This is a genomic window from Hamadaea sp. NPDC050747 (assembly GCF_040654195.1).
In the GTDB taxonomy this organism is placed as follows: domain Bacteria; phylum Actinomycetota; class Actinomycetes; order Mycobacteriales; family Micromonosporaceae; genus Hamadaea.
In genome coordinates this window covers 396,848-419,940 of record NZ_JBFAHM010000005.1, presented here as the reverse complement: position 1 = coordinate 419,940, position 23,093 = coordinate 396,848, and the positions used below count along the sequence as shown (strand labels likewise).

Sequence of the window (23,093 nt, the reverse complement as noted above, 5' to 3'; positions counted from 1 at the left end):
AGAGCCGGGCCTCTTGCGGTTCAGACCGGTACTGTCCGAACCGGCATTGCTACCGTGGAGAAGATCTCGGCGTCGTCTACCTCGATGCGGATGGTGAGTGCATCCGGCGATTCCGGCGGGTCCTCGAACTGGCCCACATAGATGCTGTCGGATTTTCCGCCGGACCGGGAGCCGCTATGGAACACCAGTGGCTGTCCCGTGGCGGGGGTGACGGTCATCGACCACGGTCCAGATGAGGCTTCGGCCAGGCCGCCAGGGCCCGCAATGAGGACGTAGAGCCTGGCTGCGCGCGGAACGCACACAAGCAGCTTGTACCGGTCGGACGTATCCGCCTCGGCAATCCACATCATGGGTCAAACCATATCGGAACAGGCGAGCGTCTTGACTGGTCCGTACGCGGGGTAGGGAGGCAGCTCGCCGCCCAGTTGGACCGCCGTCGCCCAGACCTTCACGTACCACCGGCCGGTGGTCCTTACCAGGCACTTTCCGCTCCCAGAGGCGACGAGGTTCGTGGCCACACCGGAGTTGTACGCCTGGCCCTGGTATTCCTCGGTCTGGTGGTCGCCTACGCCGACGATGGTCCAGATCTCAATCCTGATCGACAGTGTGTCGACATGGTTGCAGATCGTCTTGGCACCATACTGGACCGTGTTGTTGCTCGCCGAGTACAGCGGGTCCGGAGCTGCCTCGCCCTCGCACCAGAGGCTTTCGGTAGACGCGCCGCTGTTGGCGGAGGTCGTCCCGTACTGCAACGGTGCCGCTGGGTCGGCCGGGGCCGAGGCCGCGCTGGCGGGGGTGCTAATTGCGACCAGAGCCAGAGCTACCGCGATGATCGCGCTGCGTTTCATGGCATTGCTCATTGCTTTCCTCCCCTGTTGGTTGAACTGGCGTGCTGGGCACTTCAACTACGGTTTGCCCGGCATGTCGAACTCGCCGGCCTTGATGCCGGCGACGAACGCGTTCCAGACGTCGGCCGGGAACTCGAGCACCGCAGCGTCTGGATTCTTGGAGTCGCGGATGCCGACGGTGGCGCCTTGGTGTGCGAACTCGACACAGTTGGCGCTACCGCCAGAACGAGTCGACTTACGCCAGTGGTCGAACGAAGTGCGTGGTTGATCCATGGCGTCACCTTCCGTTACGCATTTCCTCCGCCACCGTGGCGAGGAAGTCGAGGCTGTCTGAAGCTGGCATCGCAGCCTCTGCAAGTCGCCGATGAAGCTCGATGTAGACGGCCGTCGCGGGAGTGTCCGCCAGCACCTGGTCGCTGGTCTCGGCTTCGATGGCAACGACGACTGGGTCGTCGGGATCCGGATATCGATAGATCGAGAATGATGACATCGGAATGGTGTCGCCCTCAATGCCGGCGGCCAGCCGCAGGACGCGGATCCGTGTCGCCCGACTGCTGTGCCCTACGTCGACGAGGTGGTCGAGTTGAGACACCACGACGTCGCTCGGAGCAGCGGGTCGGCGGATGGCAAATTCGTCCAGGACCACCTCGTAGGTCGGGCCTGCGTCGCGGTGCACCGCCCGTTGGCGAAGGAGCCGGGCCTCGACCGCGGAAAGACAGTCAAAGGGCAGACGGTGCGCCAGGCGTTCTGCTCGGCAGCGCGCCTCCGTGAACGACGGAATCTGCAGCAGACCCGGGATCAGCGTCATCTGATACTCGTCGATTCGCCGTGCGCCCGCTTCCAGGCCTGCGTACATCGCCTGCCGGGGTCCCATCGTCTCGGCGAGCGGCTCCCACCAGCCGATGGTGGCAGCCTGCCGGGCGATCGTCAGCAGATCTTCCAGTTGATCGGCTGGCACGTCGAAGTGTCTCAGCAGCGCGGCGATCTCGTCGGGATCAGGCGCTAGATGACCGTTGAGCAGCCGAGAAACGTGCTGGCGGGTGGACCCGATGACGGAGGCCATGCGCGCCGTCGAATATCCGCGGGCGCGCCGCAGGCTGTTGAGTTCGTGGGCAAGGCGCTGCCGACGGACATGCGGGCTGATCATCGCTAGCTACCTCTGGCAGTTCGCTGCGGACTGTCACCGGCATCCGCCGGTGATTGGAGAAGGTAGCGTTGCTTTCGACGCTTGGCGATGCCTGCCGACCGTCATCCGATCACATGACAGCACGTCAGAGGCTTCTCGACCGGTAAGCCTCCCAGCAAGGCTCCCACCAAGGCTGCGTTTCGACGGGTTGGACTGTCCGTGCTGGCATTGGTGGAGCGAAGATCCACCGGTTCACGACAGGATCAACTCTCAATGCCTGGCGTTTGTCCATATTTCGGTTGGCTCGGCGAGGCTCGGTGGCCTCCTTGTGCCACCGATCGGCGGCACGGCCGTTATCCTTCGATGACCATCAATCGTGTGGTCTGCGCGCAGCCCCATGACAGAGACAGTCCTGCTCCCCCATGACCGTAGTTGTGCACGACGAGACCTTGATGGCTGCGGTCGATTTCGACGCGGATCTCCGGACGGGTCGGCCGGAGTCCCACCCGATGCTCGATGACGGTCGCGCTGGCCAGACGTGGTTCGATTGCGGCGCAGCGCCCCATGATAGCCGCCGATACGTCGAGATCGATCTCGCTGTCCGCGTTTATCGTGGACGCGGTTCCGCCGAGGACGACATGGTCACGGTGGGGAAGAAAATGGGTCAGGTCCGCCGAGTCGCCGGTGTCTTCGGAGAAGAACTCGGTTATGCCTGGATTGGTGACGACGACGAGTTGACCTCGTACTGGGTAGAGGGTGGCGTCGTCGGCCAATACCGCAGCTCCCAATCCTGAGGCGTTGACGACGGCGTCGAATTGTCTACCCAGTTCGTCGAGATGATCCAAGCGTCGTTGGACGAAGCTGCCGCCCGCCGCGAGAAGGCGGGCTATGAGCGCATTCAGGTAGACCGGCATGTCGACCACCGGAATCTTGTATCGCCAGCCGCAGGTGAAACCCGCAGACAACTCCCCAGGCTCGCATGACCGTACCCCTGGCAGCGCGGCCGCCCACGCGGGAAGCACCGTCGCATTGCGGGAAGCCTCGATCCCGGACAGCATCGACACCCCATACTGGGGCTGGTCCGCATGTTCGGTGAGTACCGCCAGCGTGTGCGCGGCCCAGGTCTGTACTCGGTCGTATGGCTGTACGAGATACGGTCCCCACGACGCACCTGCGGCTAGCGAGGTCGCGCCAGGGATCTGCTCGGCGTAGACCGTGACGTCGAACCCGTCCTCGGCGAGGACGATGGCGGAGGTCAGACCGATGACGCCCGCACCGACGACCGCTACCCGCTTGGTGCTCATGTTGTGACGCTAGCGGGTTACGCGCGCTCAGACGGTCCGGTCATGCCTCGGGTGTCGGCGGTCCGAGGCGAAGCTGGGGAGCGTCGTACAGCGCAGGGTTGGGCAGCCGGTGCATGGATGGCTCGGCGACCTCGGTGATGATCATCTCGACGAGGAACTGCACCCGCGCGTCGAGCAGGTGGCTGGTGTAGCCCTGCGCGGATAGTTCTTTGAGCCCGACGGCTACGTGGATGTGTGGGCTGATGGAATCTGTGGCCGGGTTCCATGCGATGGTGCCGGCGCCGACGGCTTCGACGTTGGTCAGGTGGACTTTCGTCCACACTGGCGCTTGGGGGTTGTCGAGCTTGTCGCAGGTTCCGACGATGTCCACCGTGGCGAATCCGGCGATGAACATGGGGATGTAGCCCTGCCGGATGTTGTGCGTGGCGCAGAAGTCGGTCAGCGTGGGGAAGAAGTCTTCGCCGTGGTCGAAGACCAGGGCGAAGCTGCGGCCGAGGGTGAGCTGCTGGCTGCTAGGCATGGTTGTGCTCCGTGAAGGCTGCGCGGATGCCGGCTGGGCTGGTGGAGTCCGCTAGGAGTGCCCAGAGCAGAACTCGGGCCTTGTACGGGCCGAGGTCGCCGGACGGGATCAGACCGCGGCTAATGAGGTCGGATTCGGAGCCGGTGAACCCGTAGGTGTTGGTCAATGACGGTCCGGTGGTGATGCGGCTGGCGAGCACGACGGGTTGCTGCGCGCAGGCCTTCTCGAGATGGTCGGCCCAGGTCATGGGGACGTGGCCGGCGCCGAAGCCGGCGACGACCAGGCCGTCGAAGCGCTGTGCGAAGTCGCTGATCCACGATCCGTCGTCGCCCAGGGTGGCGGTGATCATTCCGACGGTCGCCGGCGATGTTGGTCGCAACGGTCGCCGGGGCTTGGTTGCGCGCGGGACTGGAGGATGCCCGTAGCGGACCTCACCTTCCACGACCCAGCCGAGAGGTCCGCTCGCGCCGGAGGCGAACGCGTTGGTGGCGATCGTGTGGGTTTTGGCGACATGACGTGCTGCGTGGACTTGATCGTTGAGGACGACCAGACAACCTCGGCCACGGCTGCGCTCGTCGGCGGCGACGCGGATCGCCGCGAGGAGGTTCGCGGGGCCGTCGGGGCTCGGTTGGGTCGGGTTGCGCATGGCTCCGGTAACCACGATCGGTCCTGCCGCGTCGTGGAGCAACTGAAGCAGGTAGGCGCTTTCCTCGATGGTGTCGGTGCCTTGGACGACGACTGTGCCGGTGCTGCCCTGTTCGAGTTCCTCGCGGATCGCGTCATGGACTGTGAGAATGTCGGTGAAGGTCAGCGAGCCGCCGGGTATGCGCATCAAGTCACGGACGTGTACGTCGATGTCGGTGCCGTCGAGTCCCGGGATGGCGGCGACGAGGTCGGCCGCCGACAGTGTGGGTGCGACGAGGCCGGTGCTGCCGCTCATCGAGATGGTTCCCCCGAGCGTGATGACGGTGACGCGGGGGTTCGTGCCGGCCATGGACGTCTCCGAGAATCATGCAGGCGCAGTGCGCGTCGGCGTGTTAGTCGCGGTCTTGCGTGAGGGTAGCAATGAAGTTGATCGCCGTTTGGGTGCCGTGCAGCGACAGGTGGCGGCTGTGCGGGCGGATGAGCCCGTGCAGTCCGGCGGCGGCGAGTTCTCGGCAGCGATGCTGCAGCCACCGCCAGTCCAGATCGAGGTAATCGGCCAGTGCGCGCAGTCGTTGGGCTGGTGCCGGGTGTCCGACAAAGGTGTCGTGGTCCGCTGCGGCGATGACCTGAGCGTAGGGAGCGGTGGATCGGGCGCCGGTGTGGTCGGCGACTTGCCACAGCGCGTCGGTACGGATCCAGTTCGCCTTGATCGCCCGGTTGCCGGCCAGAACGAACCCGTCGACGTCGCTGTAGGTGGCGTCGGCCAGGATGCGGCATCGCACGCCTGATGCCTCCATATAGGCGATGGTCAGCAATAGCAGGATGCGATCGGTCAGGGGTGACTCGGAGATCTGCTGTGCGGGCAGGCAGAAGGTCCTGGTTACGCCCGTGCGAGCTGTACGGTGCAGGTATTGCTGCTTGTGGGTGAAGCTGAGCCACGTCGCGGCTTCCTCGCCGCGCTGTTCACGGGTCCAGAACATCGGCCTGTCTGTGATTCCGCGGCGCAGGCTGGTTTCGATGAAGGCCGCGCAGACGCGGGACCCGAGCCACATTTTGCTCACCGAGGACAGGCTCGGCATGGCGGCGGCCGCGACGGCGTGTGCGCCTTGATCGAGGGAGGCGTCGATGGCGTTCCATGACTCGTCCAGGGCGCGGTCGTCCGGCAGGAGGTCCTGATCTAGCCGTGCGTATAGCCAGATTAGCGCTGTCGTCAGGTCATCGATTGCGTAAGCATCCGGGATCTGTATTGCTCCAGGTAGGTGTTGGTCGTCGCGCCGCTCGGCGATCAGGGTCTTGCCCGTTAGGGGCGACGTGGCAGTGCTGAACACATGCATTGCCAGTCGCGACGGTCGCTGCTGCGGTTGCAGGTCGATGCGTATCTCGGCCGAACCGAGGGTGGACCCGGCTGTGATCATGATGTCGAGATGGCTGCCGTCGGGCACGGCGGCAGCTGTGGCCGACGGGAATGCTGACAGCATGGTCAGGGGCGTGTCTGCTGGGTTGCCGCGGCCGCGGACGATGAAGAAGCCAAGGTCGGCGTCGTTGTCGACGCCGAACACGCAGCGCAGTGCTTCGCGGTAGACCTGCTGAGGCCAGCGGTAGACGCCGCGCTCGAACTTGCCGATGTGCCCGGCGTCGATCGCGGCGTGGCGAACGCCGCGTCGCACCAGTTCGGCGTTGACCGCGTCGGCCAGTTCCTGGCGCGACAGTGTTCGACCCGATCCTGTCGGGGACAGCCGGCTCAGCCGAGCCGCTTTCAGCCTGTCGTTAGGTGCGTTCATATCAAGTGCGCTTTCGACCTGCGCTGCCCACGGATCCGACTCCTCCGGGGTCTGCCCCGACTGCAGCCGGTCCTCGTCCGGCGCTGACGGACGCGCCGGTCTCCGGGTGGCGAACGCGGGCGTCGACCCTCTCGACGGCGGCCAGAAGCAGCTGCCGCCCTTCGGCGATAGCCTGATGGACCGGGCTGTCGGGCGCGTACCGGGTGAGGATCTCGGCGATGCGTTCCTGCGCGCTGACGGGTTGCCCAGACGGCCCGATGGTGAGGTCGGCGGTGGTCAGCGCGTCCGCCAGGGGGCCGTCTTCTCGCTCGTACGCGTCAAGCTCGGCCGCCAGACCCCGGCGAGCTGCTTCGAAGCGTGCGCCGGTGTGGTGGGCGACCAGGGCAGTGACGCGGCGCGGCAGCCCCACACGGTCCAGATAGCGGGCACCGTCGAGGGAATGCAGACCGGTGTGGGCGATTGTGGGCGCGTAGCCCACGTCGTGCAGCCACGCCGCTGCGATCAGCACGTCCTGTTCGTCGTCGGCGACGGCGAAGCACAGCTGGTGGGCGCGGGCGCCGACGGCTTGGACATGCCGCCAGCGCCGTTCAAGCCCGGCACCGCCGAGGCATTGGGTGGCGATATGAATCGACCACTCGACGAGGTCCTGCATACGGCGAACGATAGGTTCCGGTCCGGCCTATAGCTACGGTTTCAGACTGGACGTCTGGGGACGTCCTGTTCCATTGTTTCGCTCTCGGGGGTGCGCGATGAGAGTCGCGGGGTCACCCGATGTACGGCTGAGGCCTGGCTGCCAGCGCGTGATCAATGCGCAGCCGCATCGAGGGATGGATTTCCAAGTCGTCCAGTCGGCTTGGGTCGACCCATTCGACCTGGCGTGATTCGTCCGAGGTCTGCAGCCGGCCGCCGGTCGGCCGGGCGGTGAAGGCGATACTGAACTGCTGGCGGACCTCGCCATCGTCATAGGCCATGACGTGCCGTGGGTTGGTGTAGATCCCGACCAGGCCGGTGACTTCGACGTCGATGCCTGTCTCCTCGCGGACCTCCCGCACGACAGTTTCGGTGACCGATTCGCCGATGTCGTGGCCGCCGCCGGGCAAGGCCCACAGGTTGTTGTCGGTCTTCTGAATCATCAGCAGTTGCCCATGTTCGTTGCGGACGGCGGCCACCACCGACGGCACGACGCTGTTGGCAGGTGGGGCTGCAGGGTCGTTGAAGAAGTCTCGCCGTGGCACTTCAGCCTCCTTTTACAACCTGCGCGATAGCCTCGTCGAGGTCCGCGGTCGACGCCGGCCCGGGCGCAACGGACCAAACTTTGTCGAAGCTGCCGAGATACTGCTCGAATACCCGCCCATCCGGGACGCGCTGCAGGTGCAGCACTGGATTCTGTCCCGCGGTGTAGCCGTACATGTGGATGTTGGCCAGCAGCGTGTCGTCGCCCCGCACGATCGACGCGTACAACGTCGTGTTGTGCAGTCTGATCTCAATGTTTGACGTCGCGACGATCGGCTGGAAGTAGCGCAGGCTGAGGGCAACTCGGTGAGCCAGTCCTATTCCGAACCCTTCCTCCTCGCCTCGCCGGCGCACCGCCGTGCCGGACGGGTCGCCCAGCAGAATCCTGACCCGGCAACCAGCACGCGCCCGCCGGCCAATACGGGCAACGTCATGCACCTCTGGAAGGAACAGCCCGGCATACACCAGGATGTCAAGACTGTCCTTGGCTTCGTCGATCACGGACCGCCACAGGTCCGGCGGCACCGCCGCGCGCGTTGGATAGAAATCGGCGAGCTCAGCTCTCCCCGCGGAAACCGTCCGTGGATCCAGCCCAATGGCCGGCCACAAGTCTGTCTCATCAACGCGCAGGAGTTCGGCGGTGGCGGCCCGGTGTGTCCGATGCGGCAGCCGATCAAGGCTGATCCATCGTTCGACGGTCTTGGGATCCACCCCGATCAGCTCAGCACATCGGGTGGGGGTCAGCCCGGCCTGGCGTAGGGCATTTCGGAGCCGCTCGTTAGCCACGTCTCCACCTGCCACCATCCATAGGGACTTTTCTACCACGCGGAAACGTCCCATCAAGTCCCCCACGAGTGGGGCGCACAACGAGGTTCACGATCAGTCCGCGGCCAGTCAGTCCACGCACGACACGACCGTTCGTCGCGAACGATCACGAACGACTTTCAAAACAGGACACGAATCTGCTCGCCCGCTGGTCAACGCCTTATCGACCTGCTAATCGCTCGCCAATCCTCCCAGCATGTCGGCGTTCCGCCGAAATAGGACTGTCCGCGACGCTGGACACCGACAACGCGGCGGTCAACCAGTGCGCAGATGGCAGCCGCGAACGCACATCGTGTCATGCCTAGTCGTTGTGGATCGACGAGGTGCAAGGCGAGGGGGCCGCGGATGCGCCAGTTAACGGCCGGCCGGTACGTCGCGCCGCCAACGCCGGAGCCAACAAGACCCACTCACCGTCAGGTTAGCCCCAAGGCTGTCAGTGCGACATCCAGCCGCCGGGCTGCCGGGCAGAAAACTACGGCGCGAGTGGCAAACCAGCCGATCTGCGGCCGGACAGGCTCGCCGCCACGACATTGGGCGGCAGGGCCATCCCGCAAACCTCAGCGTGCCGCCGTGCCGGTGCGCGACGAAGACCGACCTGCCAGCCGAGCAATGCCGCCTGCAGTCCGGCGGTATCACGCGCACCCGGCGACGCAACTGCCCGGATAGCGAACCGTCACCGACCAAGAGAGAACCCTTGTCGATGTCCAACACGTCAGTTCACTTCGCGGCTGCCTCACCGGAGCGCGCGAAGCTCGTCGTCGCCGGCGGCTTCGGCGCGGGCAAGACGACATTTGTCCGCGCGGTTTCTGAGATCCAAGTCGTCGGCACCGACGCCAGAATGACCGCTCCGTCGCAGTACACCGACGACACGTCACTCGTCCCGGACAAGACCCTCACCACGGTGGCGATGGACTTCGGCAGGTTGACGCTGCAACCGGACCTGACGCTGTACCTGTTCGGCACCCCCGGCCAGGAGCGGTTCTGGTTCATGTGGGACGACCTGGTCCGTGGCGCGTTCGGCGCGATCATCCTCGCCGACGCCCGTCGCCTAGCCGATGCTTTCGGCGCGATCGACTTCTTCGAAGCCCGTGACACCCCCTACGCGGTCGTGATCAACAAGTTCGACGGGGAGCTGTCGTTCGCCGTTGACGAGATCGTCGACGCGTTGAGCGTGGCTTCCGATGTGCCGGTGCTGACCTGCGACGCGAGGGAACGAGATCAGGTCATACAAGTGCTGGTGTCAGTGGTTGAGCACAGCCTGACCCGCCGCCGTACTGCCGTCGCTTCGGTAACCGTGGCCGCTCTGGCCGGGCGGGGGCTATGACTGTGGAGCGACGTATGTCCGGGTGGAGCCTGCGAATGCGAGACCTGCCGATTCGCGTCAAGACCGCGTTCATTCTGCTGCCGATGGCGGCCGCGGCGATGACCACCGGTGGCTGGTCGCTGAACACGGCGGTGCAATCAGCGCAGGCCGCCCAACGCACCCAAGCCCTCGTCCGGCTGGCGGGCGCGTCGGCGGACCTGGCACACGAGCTGCAGACCGAGCGGGCGGCGCTGGCGGCATTGCTGCTACCTGACGCCGGGCAGCAGGTCGCCGCGGCCTATGGCCAGCAGGTGGAACGCACTCGGCAGCGCACCGAGGCATGGCGGTCGCAGGCCGTAAGGGTAAGCGATCCCCCAGTGGCGATCACAGCGATCGTCGGCCGGGTCGGCGACGGCCTGGCGGACCTTGACGCGCAACGGTCACGGCTGGCCGACGGCAAACCGGCCGCCCTTTCAGGCGCGATGTTCGCCTACCGGATCATTGTCGCGGACCTGCTGGCCTACCAGGACGCGGCCGCTCAAGCTGGCGTCGACCCGGTCCTGGCCGATCAGATCCGTGCCGCCGCAGCGTTGGCCCGCGCGACTGAGGCCGTCGGTCAGCAGCAGGTTTCGGTGCTGCAAGCGCTCGCCCTGGGGCAGTTGACCCCGTCGCTGTCGCAGGACATCGCCGCCGCCCGCTCGGCCTACGACGAAGGCATCAAGACGTTCACCACCCTCGGCGTGGTCGGGTGGCGGGTAGAACTCGGCCGCCAGATGACCGGCGCCGCCGTCCTGGACGCGGTGCGGCTGGAGGGTGTGGTCAGCCGGACCCCGGTCTACCAGCGCGTCGAGACGACGGCGAAGGCGTGGACGGCGGCGATGGGTGCGCGCGCGGCCCGCCTGCGCCAGGTCGAGATCGCTGTTCACCGAGACATCACGACAGCGGTCGCCGTGGCGCGTGACGCACAGATCCGCATCGCCGTCCTGCAGGCATCGCTGACCGTCGCCGCCGTGCTAGCCGCACTGTTGATCGGCATCGTGGTGGCCCGGCACACGACCCGCCGGCTGCGGCGCCTGGAGACCGAGGCCGGGCTGATCGGCACGGCGAGGCTGCCAGAACTCAAAGACGCCCTGGGCACAGTCACAACCCGCGAAGACGCCCGCAAGACAATGCAACGCTTCGCCGGGAGCCGCGCAATCACCGTGACCGGCCGGGACGAGATCGGCCGGCTCGCGGCGGCCCTAGGTGGGCTGCTCGGCGCCGCCGAGACAGCGCTGGCCGGTGAAGCCGGCAACCGGGCGACCGCGGGTGAGGCGACGGCCACCATCGCCCGTCGGGGTGCCGGGCTGGTCGAAGACATCATTCACCGTCTCGACGAGGTCGAACGCGATGCCGACAGCGAGCTGCTGGCCAAACTGTTCGACGTCGATCAGGGCATCACCCAGATGCGCCGGTTCCAGGACAACCTGCAGGTCCTCGCCGAACACGGCCTGAGCAAGATCCATTCCGAGGACGAGGACACCCACGATGTTCTGACGGCGGCCGGTCAGGAAGTGGAAGAGTACGAACGGATCCGATTCGGCGCGATCGCACAGAGCCAGATCCGGGCGGCGGCGGTCCCGGCCACCGTTGTCGTGTTGCGGGAACTGCTGGACAACGCGATCCGCTACAGCCCTGGTGACAGCCCGATCGAGGTGTCCGCCCGATGGGCCGACGGCGGACTGCATGTCACGGTCCGCGACACCGGCATGGGCATCGCGTCGGAGACGCTGGCCCATTTCAACCTGCTGCTCGCCGGCCGGGTTGCCTACCCGGAGCAGCCAGGCCATCTCGGGCTGACCGTGTCCGGGATCGTCGCTGCCCAATACGGGCTGCCGGTCTGGCTGGAAGCCGCGCAGCCCGGCATCTCTGCCAGCGTGCTGGTGCCCAACAGCTACGTCCTGCGGATGGCCGCCGATCGACGGCCCGCGCTTTCCGGTGGGCCACGCGCAGCACTCGCACGTGCTGCCGACCATACGGCGACGCTGCCGACGGTCGGGCCACCGGCCTGGCCCACGCCCGCGCCGCACCAAGTGCCGTCGAGCTGGATGAATCCCGACCTGGCCGAGCCGGTCATCGAACCGGAGGAACCGTGGCGGGCGGCCGCGCAGGCACCTGTCGTGGCGGGGACCACCAGGTCAGGTCTGCCACGTCGCAATCCGGCTGAGGTTTCAGGGCGTGTACCGCCACCGGCGGCGCCGACCAATCCGCGGGCGCTGCGCATCGACCCGCAACGCCAAAGCCAGCAAGTCGCCGCTGTCGCCCGCGCGCTGGCTGCGGTCAACCACCACCGCCCGACACGAGGAGATATCCGGTGAGCCCGCTCGATCCCGGCCGACAGGCCATGTTCAGCGACATCCTGACTCAGCTGGCCAGCCAAGTGCCGACCATTTCTCACGCGGTCGCCATGTCCGCCGACGGTCTGCTACTGGCCAGCACTCCCCGGCTGAGCCGGGATCAAGCCGAAAAGCTGTGCGCCTCCGTCGCCGGAGAAGTTGCACTCGCCAGGTCCACCGCCGACTTTCTGCAAGCCGGCGACCACCAGTACTCAATGGTCGTCATGCGTGACGGGGTCCTGGTCGTCCAGCCGACCCCGGACGGCAGTACCCTGGCCGCCCTCGCTCCACAAGCCGCCGACGCCGGGCAGCTCGCCTTCCACCTGGCGGATCTCGCACAACGCATCGGCCAGCAACTGTCGCCCGGCCTGCGCACAGCCATTCGATAGCCGACCTTGCCTGACCGTGCCCGTCACGTCCGGTACACCCCTCACCCATTCGAAAGGAATCCGATGTTTCGCAGACGCGTCCCATGGGCGCTCACGGCCGCGGTCGCCGTGGCCATCTCCGGATGCACCGGCTCCGCGCTCAACCCGGGCAAAGATCAGACCACCAGTGACACCGTGCGCATCGGGCTGATCCTGCCCAAGTCCGGCCCATACAAGACCGCCGGGGATGACATCCACGACGGTTGGCAGCTGTATCTCGACCAGCACGGCGGAAAACTCGGCGGCCACAAGGTCGAAGTCGTCGAGGCCGATGAAGGCGACGGTAAGGACGCCGTCCGGGTCGCTGGCAAGAAGCTGCTCGAGCAGGACAAGGTGGACGTCCTGGTCGGCAACGCCTCCGCCGAAACCGTGCTGTCACTCGATCCGATGCTGCGCCAGCACGGCGTGCCGATGATCGGCACCGGTGGGCGGCCGTCCACGATCACCGACCCGACCTACATCTGGCACACGTCCTGGCTGAGCCAGGAAACTGGTGCCGCGATCGCCGACTACCTGCGCACGACCGTTGACGGGCCGGTGTTCGCGATCGGCCCCGACTATGTCGGCGGGCACGACCAGATCACCGGGTTCACCAAGGCGTTCACGGCCAAGGGCGGCAAGCTCGCCAACCCCGGTGGCGAACCGGAGTGGACCCCCTGGGCGCCCACACCGACGACCAACTTCCAGCCCTACCTGGCCAAGATCAAGTCCTCCGGCGCGAAGGCCGTCTACACGTTCTACGCCGGCAGCTCCGCGGTGGAGTTCGTCAAGCAGTACAAGCAGTTCGGCGTCGACCTGCCCCTGTATGCGGCTGGCTTTCTCACCGACGGTGCTGTCCTCGCCGCTGAAGGCCCGGCCGCCGAGGGAATCTCCACGGTCCTGAACTATGCCGCCAACATCGACACCGACGCCAACCGACGGTTCGTCGCGGCGTTCACCGCCCAGCACTCTGGTGCGACTCCGAACATCTACCACGTGTGCGGCTGGGACGCCGCAATGGTCCTCGACATGGCCCTCACCCAGGCCGGGGCAGCCACCACGGCCACCTCAGCGCCGACGTCCGGCAGCCCCACCGCGACCGGTACGACCACCAAGGCGGCGCCCACCCCGCCGCCGAGCCAAAGCCCCACCACCGCGGCGATCATGGCCGCACTACCGCACCTGGGCGAAGTGAACTCCCCGCGTGGCGGCTGGCAGTTCGGTCCGGTCAACCACACCCCCGTGCAGAAGTGGTACCTGCGCCGCGTCACCGCCGACGGCGGCGTCCTGGCCAACGTCAAGATCGCCGAACTGGCGACCCTCGGCTCATAAGGGAGCGACACACCAATGACCACACAAAAGGTCGAGCAACGGTACGGGTTCGACAACACCAGCGCCGAGGGCAGCCACCAGTTGCAGCACCTCGCGGAGGTCCTCGACCCGCACAGCATCGACGTGCTTTCCACCACCGGGGTCGAGCCCGGCATGCATTGCCTGGACATCGGACCCGGCGCGGGCACGATCACCCACTGGCTCGCCGACCAGGTCGGCACGGATGGGCACGTCACCGCCGTCGACATCAACCCGGTCCTGGCCGGGGGTCCCAACATCGAGGTGCTGAAGCAAGACATTCGCCAGGCGACGTTCGAACCCGAGTCGCTCGACCTGATCCACGCCCGGCTGGTTCTCATGCATCTACCGGAACGCCAGCAGGTGCTGGCCAAGCTCACGTCGTGGCTGCGTCCCGGCGGGGCCATCGTGTTGTCCGAGTGGGACTGCACCTACATGGATCTGGTGCGACACAGCCCCACCTACACCGTCCAGCAATTGCACGAGACGTTCCAGACCACGATGGTCGACATCCTGACCAAGCGCGGGATGAGCGCCACCTGGGCCGTCGAAGCGCACACGGCGATGCTGCACTGCGCGCTGGCCGACGTCACCACCGTTTCGGACTCCCGGTTCTACCACGGAGGCACTGGTATCTGCCTGCTGCACCACAGCAACAGCCACCAGCTCGAACCCGAGCTTCTCGCCGCAGGCATGACCCACGGGCAACTCACGCAGTGGCGGGAAGCCCTGCAGGACCCCCGATTGATCCTGTCGAGCTACCTCATGCATACCACCATCGGCCGCCGCGCGGCCGCCAACTAGTCGGAGCCGTGCCGTGGACTGGAATCTGGCGGCCTACGCCATCACCGGCCTCGACGGGCTGGCGTACGGGCTGCTGCTGTTCACCGTGGCGTCCGGCCTCACCCTCATCTGGGGTGTGGCCAATGTGCTTCAGCTGGGCCACGGCACGCTCTACCTCGCCGGCGCCTACCTGGGCTGGTGGCTGGCCGACGGCGGCTGGGGCGGCCTGTTCGCCGCGACCGCCGTCGGCGCCCTCGCCGGTGCCGCCGGCGGCGGCCTTCTGGCGATCACGCTGCGGCCCCTGTCGGGCCGGCCTCTCGACCAAGGCCTGGCGACCCTCGGCGGCGCGTTTGTCGCCGCCGACCTGCTCACCACCGTCACCGGTGGACAGCCGCTACGCGCCGAAGCACCACTGCCCGGATCGGTTACGGTACTCGGCCAGCTGTATCCGACGTGGCGGCTGGTGTTCATCGCCGTCGCGGCCCTGATCGCCGCGGCCATGATCCTGATCATTGAACGGTCGGTCGCCGGCGCCGTCATCCGGGCGGTGGTCGACGACCAGTCTATGGCTGCCGCGACCGGTATCCGTACCCGCTGGATCCAGGCCATGGTGTTGGCTGCCGGGTGCGCCCTGGCCGTCGCTGTCGGTGTGCTCGGCGCACCCGTGCTCGGGCCCGCGCCCGGCGTCGACACCACCGTGCTCACCCTGTCGCTGATCATCGTCGTCGTCGGCGGTCTCGGCTCGATCCGCGGCACCCTCGTCGCCGCGGTCGGCGTCGGACAGCTGCAAACCGTAGGCGTCCTGGTCGCCCCGGCCGCGCTGGTGCCGTTCCTGCTCACCGCCGCCATGCTCGCCGTGCTCATCGCCCGCCCGGCCTTGCAGGGCAGGCCGGCATGACACGCCGCCTGCGCACCAGCATCCCGGCGTTCGGGCTGCTCGCCGCAGTGCCGCTGCCGTGGATCGCCAACGCCTACCTCGTGTCCATCGCCACCATCGGCCTCGTCACGGCGCTGCTGGCGATCAGCGCCCAGCTCGTGCACACCACCGGCCAGGCCCCGCTGGGCCAAGCCGGCTACCTCGGCGTCGGCGCCTACACCGCCGCGCTTCTCGCCAGCACCACGGCCGGATACGGTCTCGTGCAGGTCGCCGCCGCGGCGATCGCCGGAGCCGCGGCCGCCGGAGTGACCGGGCTGGTCGCTGTCCGGGCACGCGGCGTCACCTTCCTGATGATCACGTTCGCGTGCGGAGACCTCCTCCACGTCACCGCCCTGGCCGCGACATCGATCACTGGCGGCAGCGAAGGCATCCTCGTCCCCACCCGTCCCCCACTACCCGGGACCAGCGACCTGGCGGCCGACGGGTGGATCTACCTGTACGTCCTGACCACCACCACCGTCGTGTGTTCCGCCGTCTGGGCGTTGCGGCGCAGCCGGTGGGACCTGCGCCTGCGGGCCATGGCCGACCACGAGCCGCGCATGCGCGCAAGCGGCCACCCGACCGGCCGCTACCTGTGGACCGCCTACACCCTGGCCGGGGCGATCGCCGGCATCGCCGGGGCGCTGCTGGTCACCGCCACCCACCACATCAGCCCCGCCGACCTCGGGTTCGCCGTGTCCGTCGTCGCCCTGTCCGCGGCCGTTCTCGGCATCGGCACCATGCCCGGCGCGTTCCTCGCCGCCTTGATTCTCGTCGCCGCCCGGGACTGGGTCGGTGGCTACACCGGCCACGGCATCGCGATCCTCGGCGGCCTGCTCATCATCGCCGCAGCCCTGCCCCGGCAGCGAATCCTGCAGTGGAGGACCCGATGACCTTGCGAATCGACGGACTCGCACGCCACTACGGCGGCCTGCAAGCCTTGGCACCGTTGACGTTGACCATCGGCGACGGCGTCCGGCACGCGATCATCGGCCCCAACGGTGCCGGCAAGACCACCCTGCTGCATCTGATCGCCGGCAGCCTGCGCCCCAGCCGCGGACGGCTGCTTCTCGACGGCATCGACATCACCCCTCTGACCGTTCCCCGACGCGTCCGGGCCGGGATCAGCCGCACCCACCAGCATCCCGCCGTCTATGCGAACCGGACCGTCAAAGAGCACATGGCACTCGCCACGCCGAGGCGGACCCAGCCCGATGACAACCACACACATGTGGTGCTGGAGATGGTCGGCCTCGACCGGCACACCAGCATCCCCGCCGGCAAGCTGTCCTACGGGCAGCAACGGCTCCTCGAGCTCGCGGTCGCAGTCGCCGCCCGGCCCCGGCTGCTGCTGCTCGACGAACCGTCCTCGGGGCTATCCGACCACGACCTGCACCGTCTGACGAAGGTGCTGTTCGCGCTACCCGCCGACGCGACCCTTCTCCTCGTCGACCACAACCTCGACCTCGTCGCCAAGGTCGCCGACCAGATCACCGTCCTGCACCATGGCCGCCACATCCGCACCGGAACCATCGCCGAAATCCGCGCCGATCCGCAGGTGCGCCAGGCATACCTGGGCACGCCACCGGCCGCCACCAGAAACACGAACTCTGCCGCCGACACGCCTGTCCTGCTGTCGGCCCGCCTGCCGCGCCTGGCCTACGGCACCGCGGCACCGATCCTGACCAACGTCGACCTGACAGTCCGCGTTGGCACCGGCCAAGTGATCCTCGGCCCGAACGGATCAGGCAAGACCACGCTTCTGCACGCGCTCGCCGGACTGCATCCGGCGCCCAACGCTCAGCGGCAGATCGACGGCAGACCACACACCGTCCGCCATCCGGCGCATGCCCTACGCGCTGGCATCGCACTGGTCCCACAAGGGCGCCGGCTTTGGAGCCGGCTGACGGTCGCCGAACATCTTGCGGTCGCCCGCGCCTACAGCCCCACCCGCGGCAGCCCCACCACCATCCTCGACGTCATGCCGGAACTATCCGCCCGGATGCGCCACCGCGCCGACCGGCTCTCCGGCGGCGAGCAGCAAATGCTCGCCCTCGCCCGCGCGCTGCTGGCCAACCCCCGCCTGCTGCTGCTCGACGAACCCGGTGAAGGCCTCGCCCCGATCATCGTCGGCCGGCTCGGGCACCTGCTCGCCGACCGCGTCGACAACGGACTCGCCACCCTCATCGCCGAACCACACCTGCTGCTCGGACCGCTGGCCGCCAACACCATCCGCACGATCACTGGCCGGACGCTGTCCCCCGCCACACCCATCACCCAAGCCCACGCCCATGCCATGGGGCTGTTTGCCGAACCCAGGACGAACACATGACCACCCGCCACCAGCTAACCGGGCATCGCCCCGCCCGCGCCCAAACCCAGGTAATGCACCCGCGCGTACAGGCACACCAGAAGGATCCACACACGCCGGGAACCCTCACATGCTGACCGTCGATCACCTAACCTGCGGCCGAGCCAGCATCCGGCTGGAAAGCGTCTGCTTCACCATCGCCGAGCACTCCATCGCGCTGCTGCACGAACCCGCCGGGACCGGACGGTCCCTGCTCCTCGCCGCGATCGCCGGCCACGCCCGCACCGAGCAAGGCAGGATCACGGTCGCCGGACACGACATCACCGACTGGCCCGTGGTGCGCCGTAGCCGGTATCTCGCGTACGCACCAGCGCGGCCGCGGGTGTGGCCGACCATGACGGTCGCCGACCAGCTGCAGCTGGCATGGCCCATGCGCCGCGCCCGCCGCACCACCCGCGACCAGGTCCTCGACCTGTTCCCCACATTGTCAGATCAGCTGCGGCAACCGGCCGAGGTCCTCGACGAACGCGATGCGCGCATGCTGGGTCTGGCCGTCACCCTGCTACGCAATAAACCGCTGCTGTTGCTCGACGAACCCTGCCACGGGCTGCCACCGGCGACCGGACGAGCTCTGGCCGACTACCTTCACGAGCTCAAACAACGCGGCACGACCATCGTGGCGGTCGACTCCACCGGCACGCTTGGCCGGCCAGACTTCCTCCTCACGGCGGAAGACACGGCCGTCACCGTCCACAGACCGGCAGCGGTGCGGGCCTGCCGATGACCACAGTCCCGGGGTCCGCGGCGGCCGACGGGCAGACGATCCGCGACGCCGTCGCCCTGATCCGTCAATGGCGCATCGGCGAGGCCCATGTGCTGCTCGCCGCGATCATCGCCGAACGCGGCCCCCAGCTGCGGCCGCTGCACCGCACGACGATCGTGCGGCTGCTGGCCGACACCAGCCGCGAACTCGGCGACCTCAAACTCGCCATCCTGCTCGCCGGACCCCTGCTGCAGGAATGCCAACGCCGATACGGCACCAGCCACCCGGCCACCGTCCGGGCCGCGGTCAGTGTGGCCGCGTTGCAATACCAGCTCGGCGAAGACGAACAAGCCGACCGGGCCCTCCAACGGGTGCTGTCCGAACCGACCGTGCGCATGATCGGACCGCTCGCACGCGAGGCGATCATCGCCGTCGCCTATCGAACACTGATCGCCATCCGCCGCGGCGCCGCCGAGCCCAGCCAGCTGCAGCAGCACGTCAACGAATGCCGCATCGTGCTCGGCCCACGCGACCCGCACACCATCCGCCTGACCATTGAACTGGCACAGCTTCACCTCACCACCGGGCGGCTGACCGACGCCCTGCACCTGCTCGGTGACGTCCATGCCGAGGTTCTGACCCAGCACGGCCACGATCACCCACTCGCCCTACACCTGGCGCAAGCCACCCGCGCCTGGTCGCCGCCGTCTGCATCACAGCCGCCCCCACCGGCGCCAGCCGTGGAGAAGCGGCGCTGCGGGCCCCGCAGAGCCATCGCGGTAATCGGTGTCCTGTCGGCCATCACCGTCCTCGGCACTATCACGGCGGTCGCCCTGCCACCACAGCCCGCCACCTGGACCCACAGCCCGACACCGGCACAAGCCGCCGCTGTGCACGTGACCGTCGACGACCGCACCGCGACCATCAGCCTCTCCCCGCCGGCCTCACCCGCGGCCGTGACCGTGGTCGTCACCGTCGGCGGCACCATCCGCCGCACCATCACCCTGCCCACAGCCGCAGACCGGCAGCTCGTCATCGGCATCGGGTCCGGGCGAGTCTGCGCCGTCGCGACCTGGAACCAAGGAACCCGCATGATCGCAACCGCTTCAGACTGCGCCGGAGAACCCACATGACCCGCCCAGCCACCAACTTCGCCACGGTCCTGGCCAGCCGTTTGGCGCGGCTTGCCGCCGAACGTGATATCGCGCTGGCACGCCTGATCGCAGCCGCATGCGACCACGGCATCGCCACGCTGGTCCAGGTCGGCTCGCTCGGCCGCGGCCAGGGCGACAGCTGGTCCGACCTCGACCTGATCGCCGTGCCCATCGACTCCTACACCGTGGATGACATCTGCGCGGCAGCGTTCGGCGACCAGATCGTCGCCACCATCACCGTGCCCCGCAACGCGCCGACCGGCGGCGACTACCAGGCCGTCTGCCTCAAAACCACCGATGGCATCGTGTGGATTGACCTGTACATATGGCCACGGCACACCGCGTGCGTCCCCGAAGACGGCAAGGTCGTGTTCGACCACATCGGACTCGCCTCGAGTCCGCAGCCATTCGCGGACCTTCTCACCACTCACACCGACCCCACCAGACCGAAACATCCCGACAGCGGCGCCACCACGCTGCTGCGAGTCTGCGTGGCCGCCAAATACCTCGCACGCGGCGATCACGCCCGCGCCAGAGCCAAGCTGCCCCAAGCCGCCGGTCTGCCCATCAGGCTGATACCCGCCCGTCTCCACGCACTCCTCGGTGCGGTCACCGAACCTGACCTCGCCCCTGCCGTAATGGCAGCCGGCAAACTCGTCGACCTCGCCGCATCGTGCGGATCCACGCCAGCTGCCGACGCCAGGTGCCACGCATGACACTCACACCCGCCCGGAAACGCACCCCACGGGCAACAACCGCCGCACCCCCACCGGCCAGCGACCACACCGGCCATACGTGGGTACGTCGCGGCATTGCCACCACATCCGTGCTGGTGTTGCTGGCAAGCCTGGCTGGCAGCACGGCCGCCACGACCGAAAGGCAACCGCAAGTCTTCATCCCCGCCGCCGCGCAGATCCGGTTCCCCCGGCCAACCGTGACCCATCTGCACTATCGGCACTGGAAGCTCGACCCCGGCCAGCCACGCCACGGTCTGGTCATGTCCGACGTCCAGCTGTGGTGGGCGGCCGACGGCACCGCACTAATCCAGCGCTGCGACGTCGTCGAAGACCCCAAGAGCACGCGCATCAGCAACCCGCGAAACATCCAAGGTCCCTGCCCGGACACCTCGCACCTGACCTGGGGCCACTACCGGCCACGGATGCCGCATCCGCTGCCCACCAACGTGGCCACGCTGCGCACCTGGCTGACCGTGTTCGCCGACAGCAGCAGTGACCACGCGCTGATCGCCGCCGCCGTGGACATGCTGCGCGAACACCACCTCAACCCGCGGCAACGCGCCGCGCTGCTCGCCATCCTCGCCGACATGCCCGCCATCAAATACCGCGGCACCACAACCGACCGCGCAGGCCGGGCCGGCGAAGCGTTCAGCCTCGACAGCGTCCTGTCCGACGGGTCAACCATCACTGACCTGCTAATCATCGACCCCGGCGATGGCACGCTGCTCGGCTACGACAAGGTGCTGCTCACCCCCGCACCCGGCAGCGAGCTGGACCCGATGACCGTCGTGGAAACCACGATCTTCCTCGAGTCGGACATGACCTCTGTCATTCCCGGCACCGCCGCGATGACCTGCGACCAACACGCCTGCATCGCTGAGCACCCGTGACGACAACCTCAAAGCCCCACCTGTACGCCCGCCGCCGTCGCCGCCGCGAGGACCATCCATCTGTATGCGGCACCGTCATGCCGGCCGCCTCCGTTTCCTGCGATCGGCCGTACACTCCCGGCGGCAGGCAACGGCAGCTGCGGACCACGCAGCGCGCCGGGCCTCCCGGCTTCGCTCGGCGCGGTACTGACCGGCAACCTGGCGGCGCGGCGGCCGCGTCATGCTTCCGCATAGCCGCTCAAACATCCGCGGGGTAGGTGGCCGTGCCCGAACATTAAGGTGAATCTGCGAGTGGACGGCCAGCCCATTGTTGAAGCTGACTTCCGTAATCTCGTTGTCACGCCATCGCCGGTGACCTTCCAGGCGCATGGGTTTGCGGTGCTCAGCGTCTGGCCGGTCAGCCATCAACGAAGCGACAGGCGATCCGCCGACAGCGGCGCCGCCGTGGCGACGTTCGCCGACAGGTCCGGCAGTCAGCTGACGGCATAGATCGCATCGAGTGCCTTCTGCACGACCCGGCCAACCTCACGAGGATGAGTTGGCATCGGATCCGTCTGGCTCAACGCGGAGTTGATCCGAGCCCAGAAGGCATCAGCGTCGAGGCCGGGTGGAAGCTTCAGGAACCAGCGATACCCGCGTGGCCTGGGGTCGGCCCCGGCATCGCGAAGGTAGGTGTCGATGTCGTCGTCGAGGGCGTCTTGCTCCGCTACGCTTCGCGGCTCATGGTGGTGCGTTTCATGGGCCTGGGCGACGATGCGTACCTCGGTGTAGTGCTGCTGTTCGTCGGGAAGGCACGAGATCCAGGCCGGTGGCGACAGCCATGCGACCAATGCTCCCCAGCCGGACTCTGGAAGTTCGACGATGTTCGGCTGGCCGGTTGGGTCAGCGCCACATCGGCCGATCTGTTCCCAATGTGGCGAGGGTGTAGATGTCGGCATCATGCTGCTCCCACGAGACCGGAGTGGCGGGCGTATCCGCCGCTCCGGTGCCCGATCTGTCCGATTGTAGCGGCCGGCCCACTACGGGAATACGCAGTTGCTGGTTCCGTAGCAGTTGAATTGCGAGGTCGACAGTGTGCCGGCCGAATGGGCGGTATACGGCCCGTCCGGGTCGAAGATCAGGTTGAGATTGGCGTAATACTCGTTGGAGTTGGCCAGCCGGTTGCCATACAGCGTTCCGGAGTCCCAGCGCCACAGGAAGCTGCCGATCCGGGGTGCACCGGCGTAGTGGTCGCCGCAGTTCGAGTCCGGGAAGTTGCTGATCTCTTCCTTGCAGTGAATGTAGACGTCATAGAAGTTCAGCGCGGGGCCGCCGTCCCAGATCAGGGTGACCTTCCACTGCCCTTGGCGGCCGTTGAGATTGGTCCTGATGATCGCGTCATAGGTTCCGATGAGGCCGCTGGAATCTCCGTAGGCGGCGTTTCCCTTCGTCTCCTCCGCGTAGCTGTTGATCTTCCGATGGCAGATCGAACCCGTCTCGCACCACGTGTCGTAGTCGTCGGACAGGATGGACGCGCCCCGCAGATCCTCAGTCGTCTCGGGAACCGCCGGGCTGATAGAGGTGAAGGTGGCCGTACCGCCCTCGTCGACGATCGTGAGACCGTAGCCGGTGCATACCCACGCGTTCGGCCGCATCGCGATGGCCGTTTCGATGCACGGCCGCAGCGCGGCAGAGCCTCCATCCCGGACGGATGCGTTCGTGAACGGATCGTGGTCGTCGCCGGCGTACGCCGGGGAGGCGACTACCAGCAGCCCGGCGGCAAGCTTTGCCCACAACCATCGCATTTTCATGATCGCTCCAATCTGCCCAGCAGTAGACGATG

The 23,093-nt window shown here is 67.3% G+C and carries 26 protein-coding genes; 13 read left to right on the top strand and 13 right to left on the bottom strand.

All coding sequences use genetic code 11. From position 1 onward, the window contains the following. Positions 1-20: 20 nt before the first annotated feature. The 11 genes from AB0H43_RS14165 to AB0H43_RS14115 all read right to left on the bottom strand — a co-directional run bounded on the left by AB0H43_RS14165 (position 21) and on the right by AB0H43_RS14115 (position 8,168). Positions 21-350: a hypothetical protein gene (locus AB0H43_RS14165; protein WP_359999730.1), complete on the bottom strand. Its 330-nt coding sequence runs from the start codon at positions 348-350 to the stop codon at positions 21-23. 3 nt (positions 351-353) lie between these two features. Continuing rightward, the gene (locus AB0H43_RS14160; protein WP_359999729.1) at positions 354-860 is read right to left on the bottom strand and encodes a hypothetical protein; all 507 of its coding nucleotides are present in this window, start codon (positions 858-860) and stop codon (positions 354-356) included. 45 nt (positions 861-905) lie between these two features. Further along, positions 906-1,121 (bottom strand): DUF397 domain-containing protein, encoded by a 216-nt coding sequence (locus AB0H43_RS14155; protein ID WP_359999728.1) that lies wholly within the window; start codon positions 1,119-1,121, stop codon positions 906-908. A gap of 4 nt (positions 1,122-1,125) precedes the next feature. Beyond that, complete coding sequence (locus tag AB0H43_RS14150; RefSeq protein WP_359999727.1) at positions 1,126-1,995, bottom strand: helix-turn-helix transcriptional regulator; 870 nt, start codon at positions 1,993-1,995, stop codon at positions 1,126-1,128. Positions 1,996-2,327: 332 nt separating this feature from the next. Beyond that, the gene (locus tag AB0H43_RS14145) at positions 2,328-3,278 is read right to left on the bottom strand and encodes an FAD-dependent oxidoreductase (RefSeq protein WP_359999726.1); all 951 of its coding nucleotides are present in this window, start codon (positions 3,276-3,278) and stop codon (positions 2,328-2,330) included. A 40-nt stretch (positions 3,279-3,318) separates the two neighbouring features. Then, entirely contained in the window at positions 3,319-3,798 is a 480-nt protein-coding gene (locus AB0H43_RS14140) for a PPC domain-containing DNA-binding protein (RefSeq protein WP_359999725.1), read from the bottom strand. Continuing rightward, positions 3,791-4,792: an asparaginase gene (locus AB0H43_RS14135; protein ID WP_359999724.1), complete on the bottom strand. Its 1,002-nt coding sequence runs from the start codon at positions 4,790-4,792 to the stop codon at positions 3,791-3,793. The genes AB0H43_RS14140 and AB0H43_RS14135 overlap by 8 nt, the downstream gene beginning before the upstream one ends. Positions 4,793-4,835: 43 nt before the next feature. Then, entirely contained in the window at positions 4,836-6,224 is a 1,389-nt protein-coding gene (locus tag AB0H43_RS14130) for a hypothetical protein (RefSeq protein ID WP_359999723.1), read from the bottom strand. A gap of 1 nt (position 6,225) precedes the next feature. Then, on the bottom strand, positions 6,226-6,876 hold the full coding sequence (locus AB0H43_RS14125) for an HD domain-containing protein (protein WP_359999722.1): 651 nt from the start codon (positions 6,874-6,876) through the stop codon (positions 6,226-6,228). Between the two features lie 112 nt (positions 6,877-6,988). Further along, positions 6,989-7,459 carry an NUDIX domain-containing protein gene (locus tag AB0H43_RS14120; RefSeq protein ID WP_359999721.1) on the bottom strand — a complete coding sequence of 157 codons (471 nt, stop codon included), beginning with the start codon at positions 7,457-7,459 and terminating at the stop codon, positions 6,989-6,991. Between the two features lies 1 nt (position 7,460). Continuing rightward, entirely contained in the window at positions 7,461-8,168 is a 708-nt protein-coding gene (locus AB0H43_RS14115) for a DUF5919 domain-containing protein (RefSeq protein ID WP_359999720.1), read from the bottom strand. 814 nt (positions 8,169-8,982) lie between these two features. Between AB0H43_RS14115 and AB0H43_RS14110 the strand changes: the two genes are divergently transcribed. The 13 genes from AB0H43_RS14110 (at position 8,983) to AB0H43_RS14050 (ending at position 21,760) form a co-directional block, all read left to right on the top strand. Continuing rightward, complete coding sequence (locus AB0H43_RS14110; RefSeq protein WP_359999876.1) at positions 8,983-9,606, top strand: ATP/GTP-binding protein; 624 nt, start codon at positions 8,983-8,985, stop codon at positions 9,604-9,606. Between the two features lie 14 nt (positions 9,607-9,620). Further along, on the top strand, positions 9,621-11,942 hold the full coding sequence (locus tag AB0H43_RS14105) for a nitrate- and nitrite sensing domain-containing protein (RefSeq protein ID WP_359999719.1): 2,322 nt from the start codon (positions 9,621-9,623) through the stop codon (positions 11,940-11,942). Beyond that, positions 11,939-12,349, top strand: coding sequence for a roadblock/LC7 domain-containing protein (locus AB0H43_RS14100; protein WP_359999718.1), 411 nt, complete (start codon positions 11,939-11,941; stop codon positions 12,347-12,349). Before AB0H43_RS14105 ends, AB0H43_RS14100 begins: the two co-directional genes overlap by 4 nt. A gap of 63 nt (positions 12,350-12,412) precedes the next feature. After that, positions 12,413-13,699, top strand: a complete 1,287-nt coding sequence (locus tag AB0H43_RS14095) for an ABC transporter substrate-binding protein (protein WP_359999717.1) — start codon at positions 12,413-12,415, stop codon at positions 13,697-13,699. Between the two features lie 15 nt (positions 13,700-13,714). Beyond that, a complete protein-coding gene (locus AB0H43_RS14090) occupies positions 13,715-14,521 on the top strand; it encodes a class I SAM-dependent methyltransferase (RefSeq protein WP_359999716.1) in 807 nt (268 codons plus the stop codon). 13 nt (positions 14,522-14,534) lie between these two features. Further along, complete coding sequence (locus AB0H43_RS14085; protein WP_359999715.1) at positions 14,535-15,398, top strand: branched-chain amino acid ABC transporter permease; 864 nt, start codon at positions 14,535-14,537, stop codon at positions 15,396-15,398. Then, positions 15,395-16,309 (top strand): branched-chain amino acid ABC transporter permease, encoded by a 915-nt coding sequence (locus AB0H43_RS14080; RefSeq protein WP_359999714.1) that lies wholly within the window; start codon positions 15,395-15,397, stop codon positions 16,307-16,309. Before AB0H43_RS14085 ends, AB0H43_RS14080 begins: the two co-directional genes overlap by 4 nt. Beyond that, positions 16,306-17,748: an ATP-binding cassette domain-containing protein gene (locus AB0H43_RS14075; RefSeq protein WP_359999713.1), complete on the top strand. Its 1,443-nt coding sequence runs from the start codon at positions 16,306-16,308 to the stop codon at positions 17,746-17,748. The genes AB0H43_RS14080 and AB0H43_RS14075 overlap by 4 nt, the downstream gene beginning before the upstream one ends. A gap of 109 nt (positions 17,749-17,857) precedes the next feature. Continuing rightward, positions 17,858-18,511, top strand: coding sequence for an ATP-binding cassette domain-containing protein (locus AB0H43_RS14070; protein ID WP_359999712.1), 654 nt, complete (start codon positions 17,858-17,860; stop codon positions 18,509-18,511). Beyond that, positions 18,508-19,623, top strand: coding sequence for a tetratricopeptide repeat protein (locus AB0H43_RS14065; RefSeq protein ID WP_359999711.1), 1,116 nt, complete (start codon positions 18,508-18,510; stop codon positions 19,621-19,623). Before AB0H43_RS14070 ends, AB0H43_RS14065 begins: the two co-directional genes overlap by 4 nt. Then, positions 19,620-20,360 carry a hypothetical protein gene (locus AB0H43_RS14060; RefSeq protein WP_359999710.1) on the top strand — a complete coding sequence of 247 codons (741 nt, stop codon included), beginning with the start codon at positions 19,620-19,622 and terminating at the stop codon, positions 20,358-20,360. The genes AB0H43_RS14065 and AB0H43_RS14060 overlap by 4 nt, the downstream gene beginning before the upstream one ends. Further along, positions 20,357-21,271, top strand: a complete 915-nt coding sequence (locus AB0H43_RS14055; RefSeq protein WP_359999709.1) for a hypothetical protein — start codon at positions 20,357-20,359, stop codon at positions 21,269-21,271. Before AB0H43_RS14060 ends, AB0H43_RS14055 begins: the two co-directional genes overlap by 4 nt. Before the next feature lie 291 nt (positions 21,272-21,562). Next, positions 21,563-21,760, top strand: a complete 198-nt coding sequence (locus tag AB0H43_RS14050; RefSeq protein WP_359999708.1) for a hypothetical protein — start codon at positions 21,563-21,565, stop codon at positions 21,758-21,760. Here the strand turns inward: AB0H43_RS14050 and AB0H43_RS14045 are convergent. Then, positions 21,745-22,209: a DUF5956 family protein gene (locus AB0H43_RS14045; protein WP_359999875.1), complete on the bottom strand. Its 465-nt coding sequence runs from the start codon at positions 22,207-22,209 to the stop codon at positions 21,745-21,747. The genes AB0H43_RS14050 and AB0H43_RS14045 overlap by 16 nt on opposite strands. An 81-nt stretch (positions 22,210-22,290) precedes the next feature. Further along, a complete protein-coding gene (locus AB0H43_RS14040; protein WP_359999707.1) occupies positions 22,291-23,061 on the bottom strand; it encodes a hypothetical protein in 771 nt (256 codons plus the stop codon). Between the last annotated feature and the right edge of the window lie 32 nt (positions 23,062-23,093).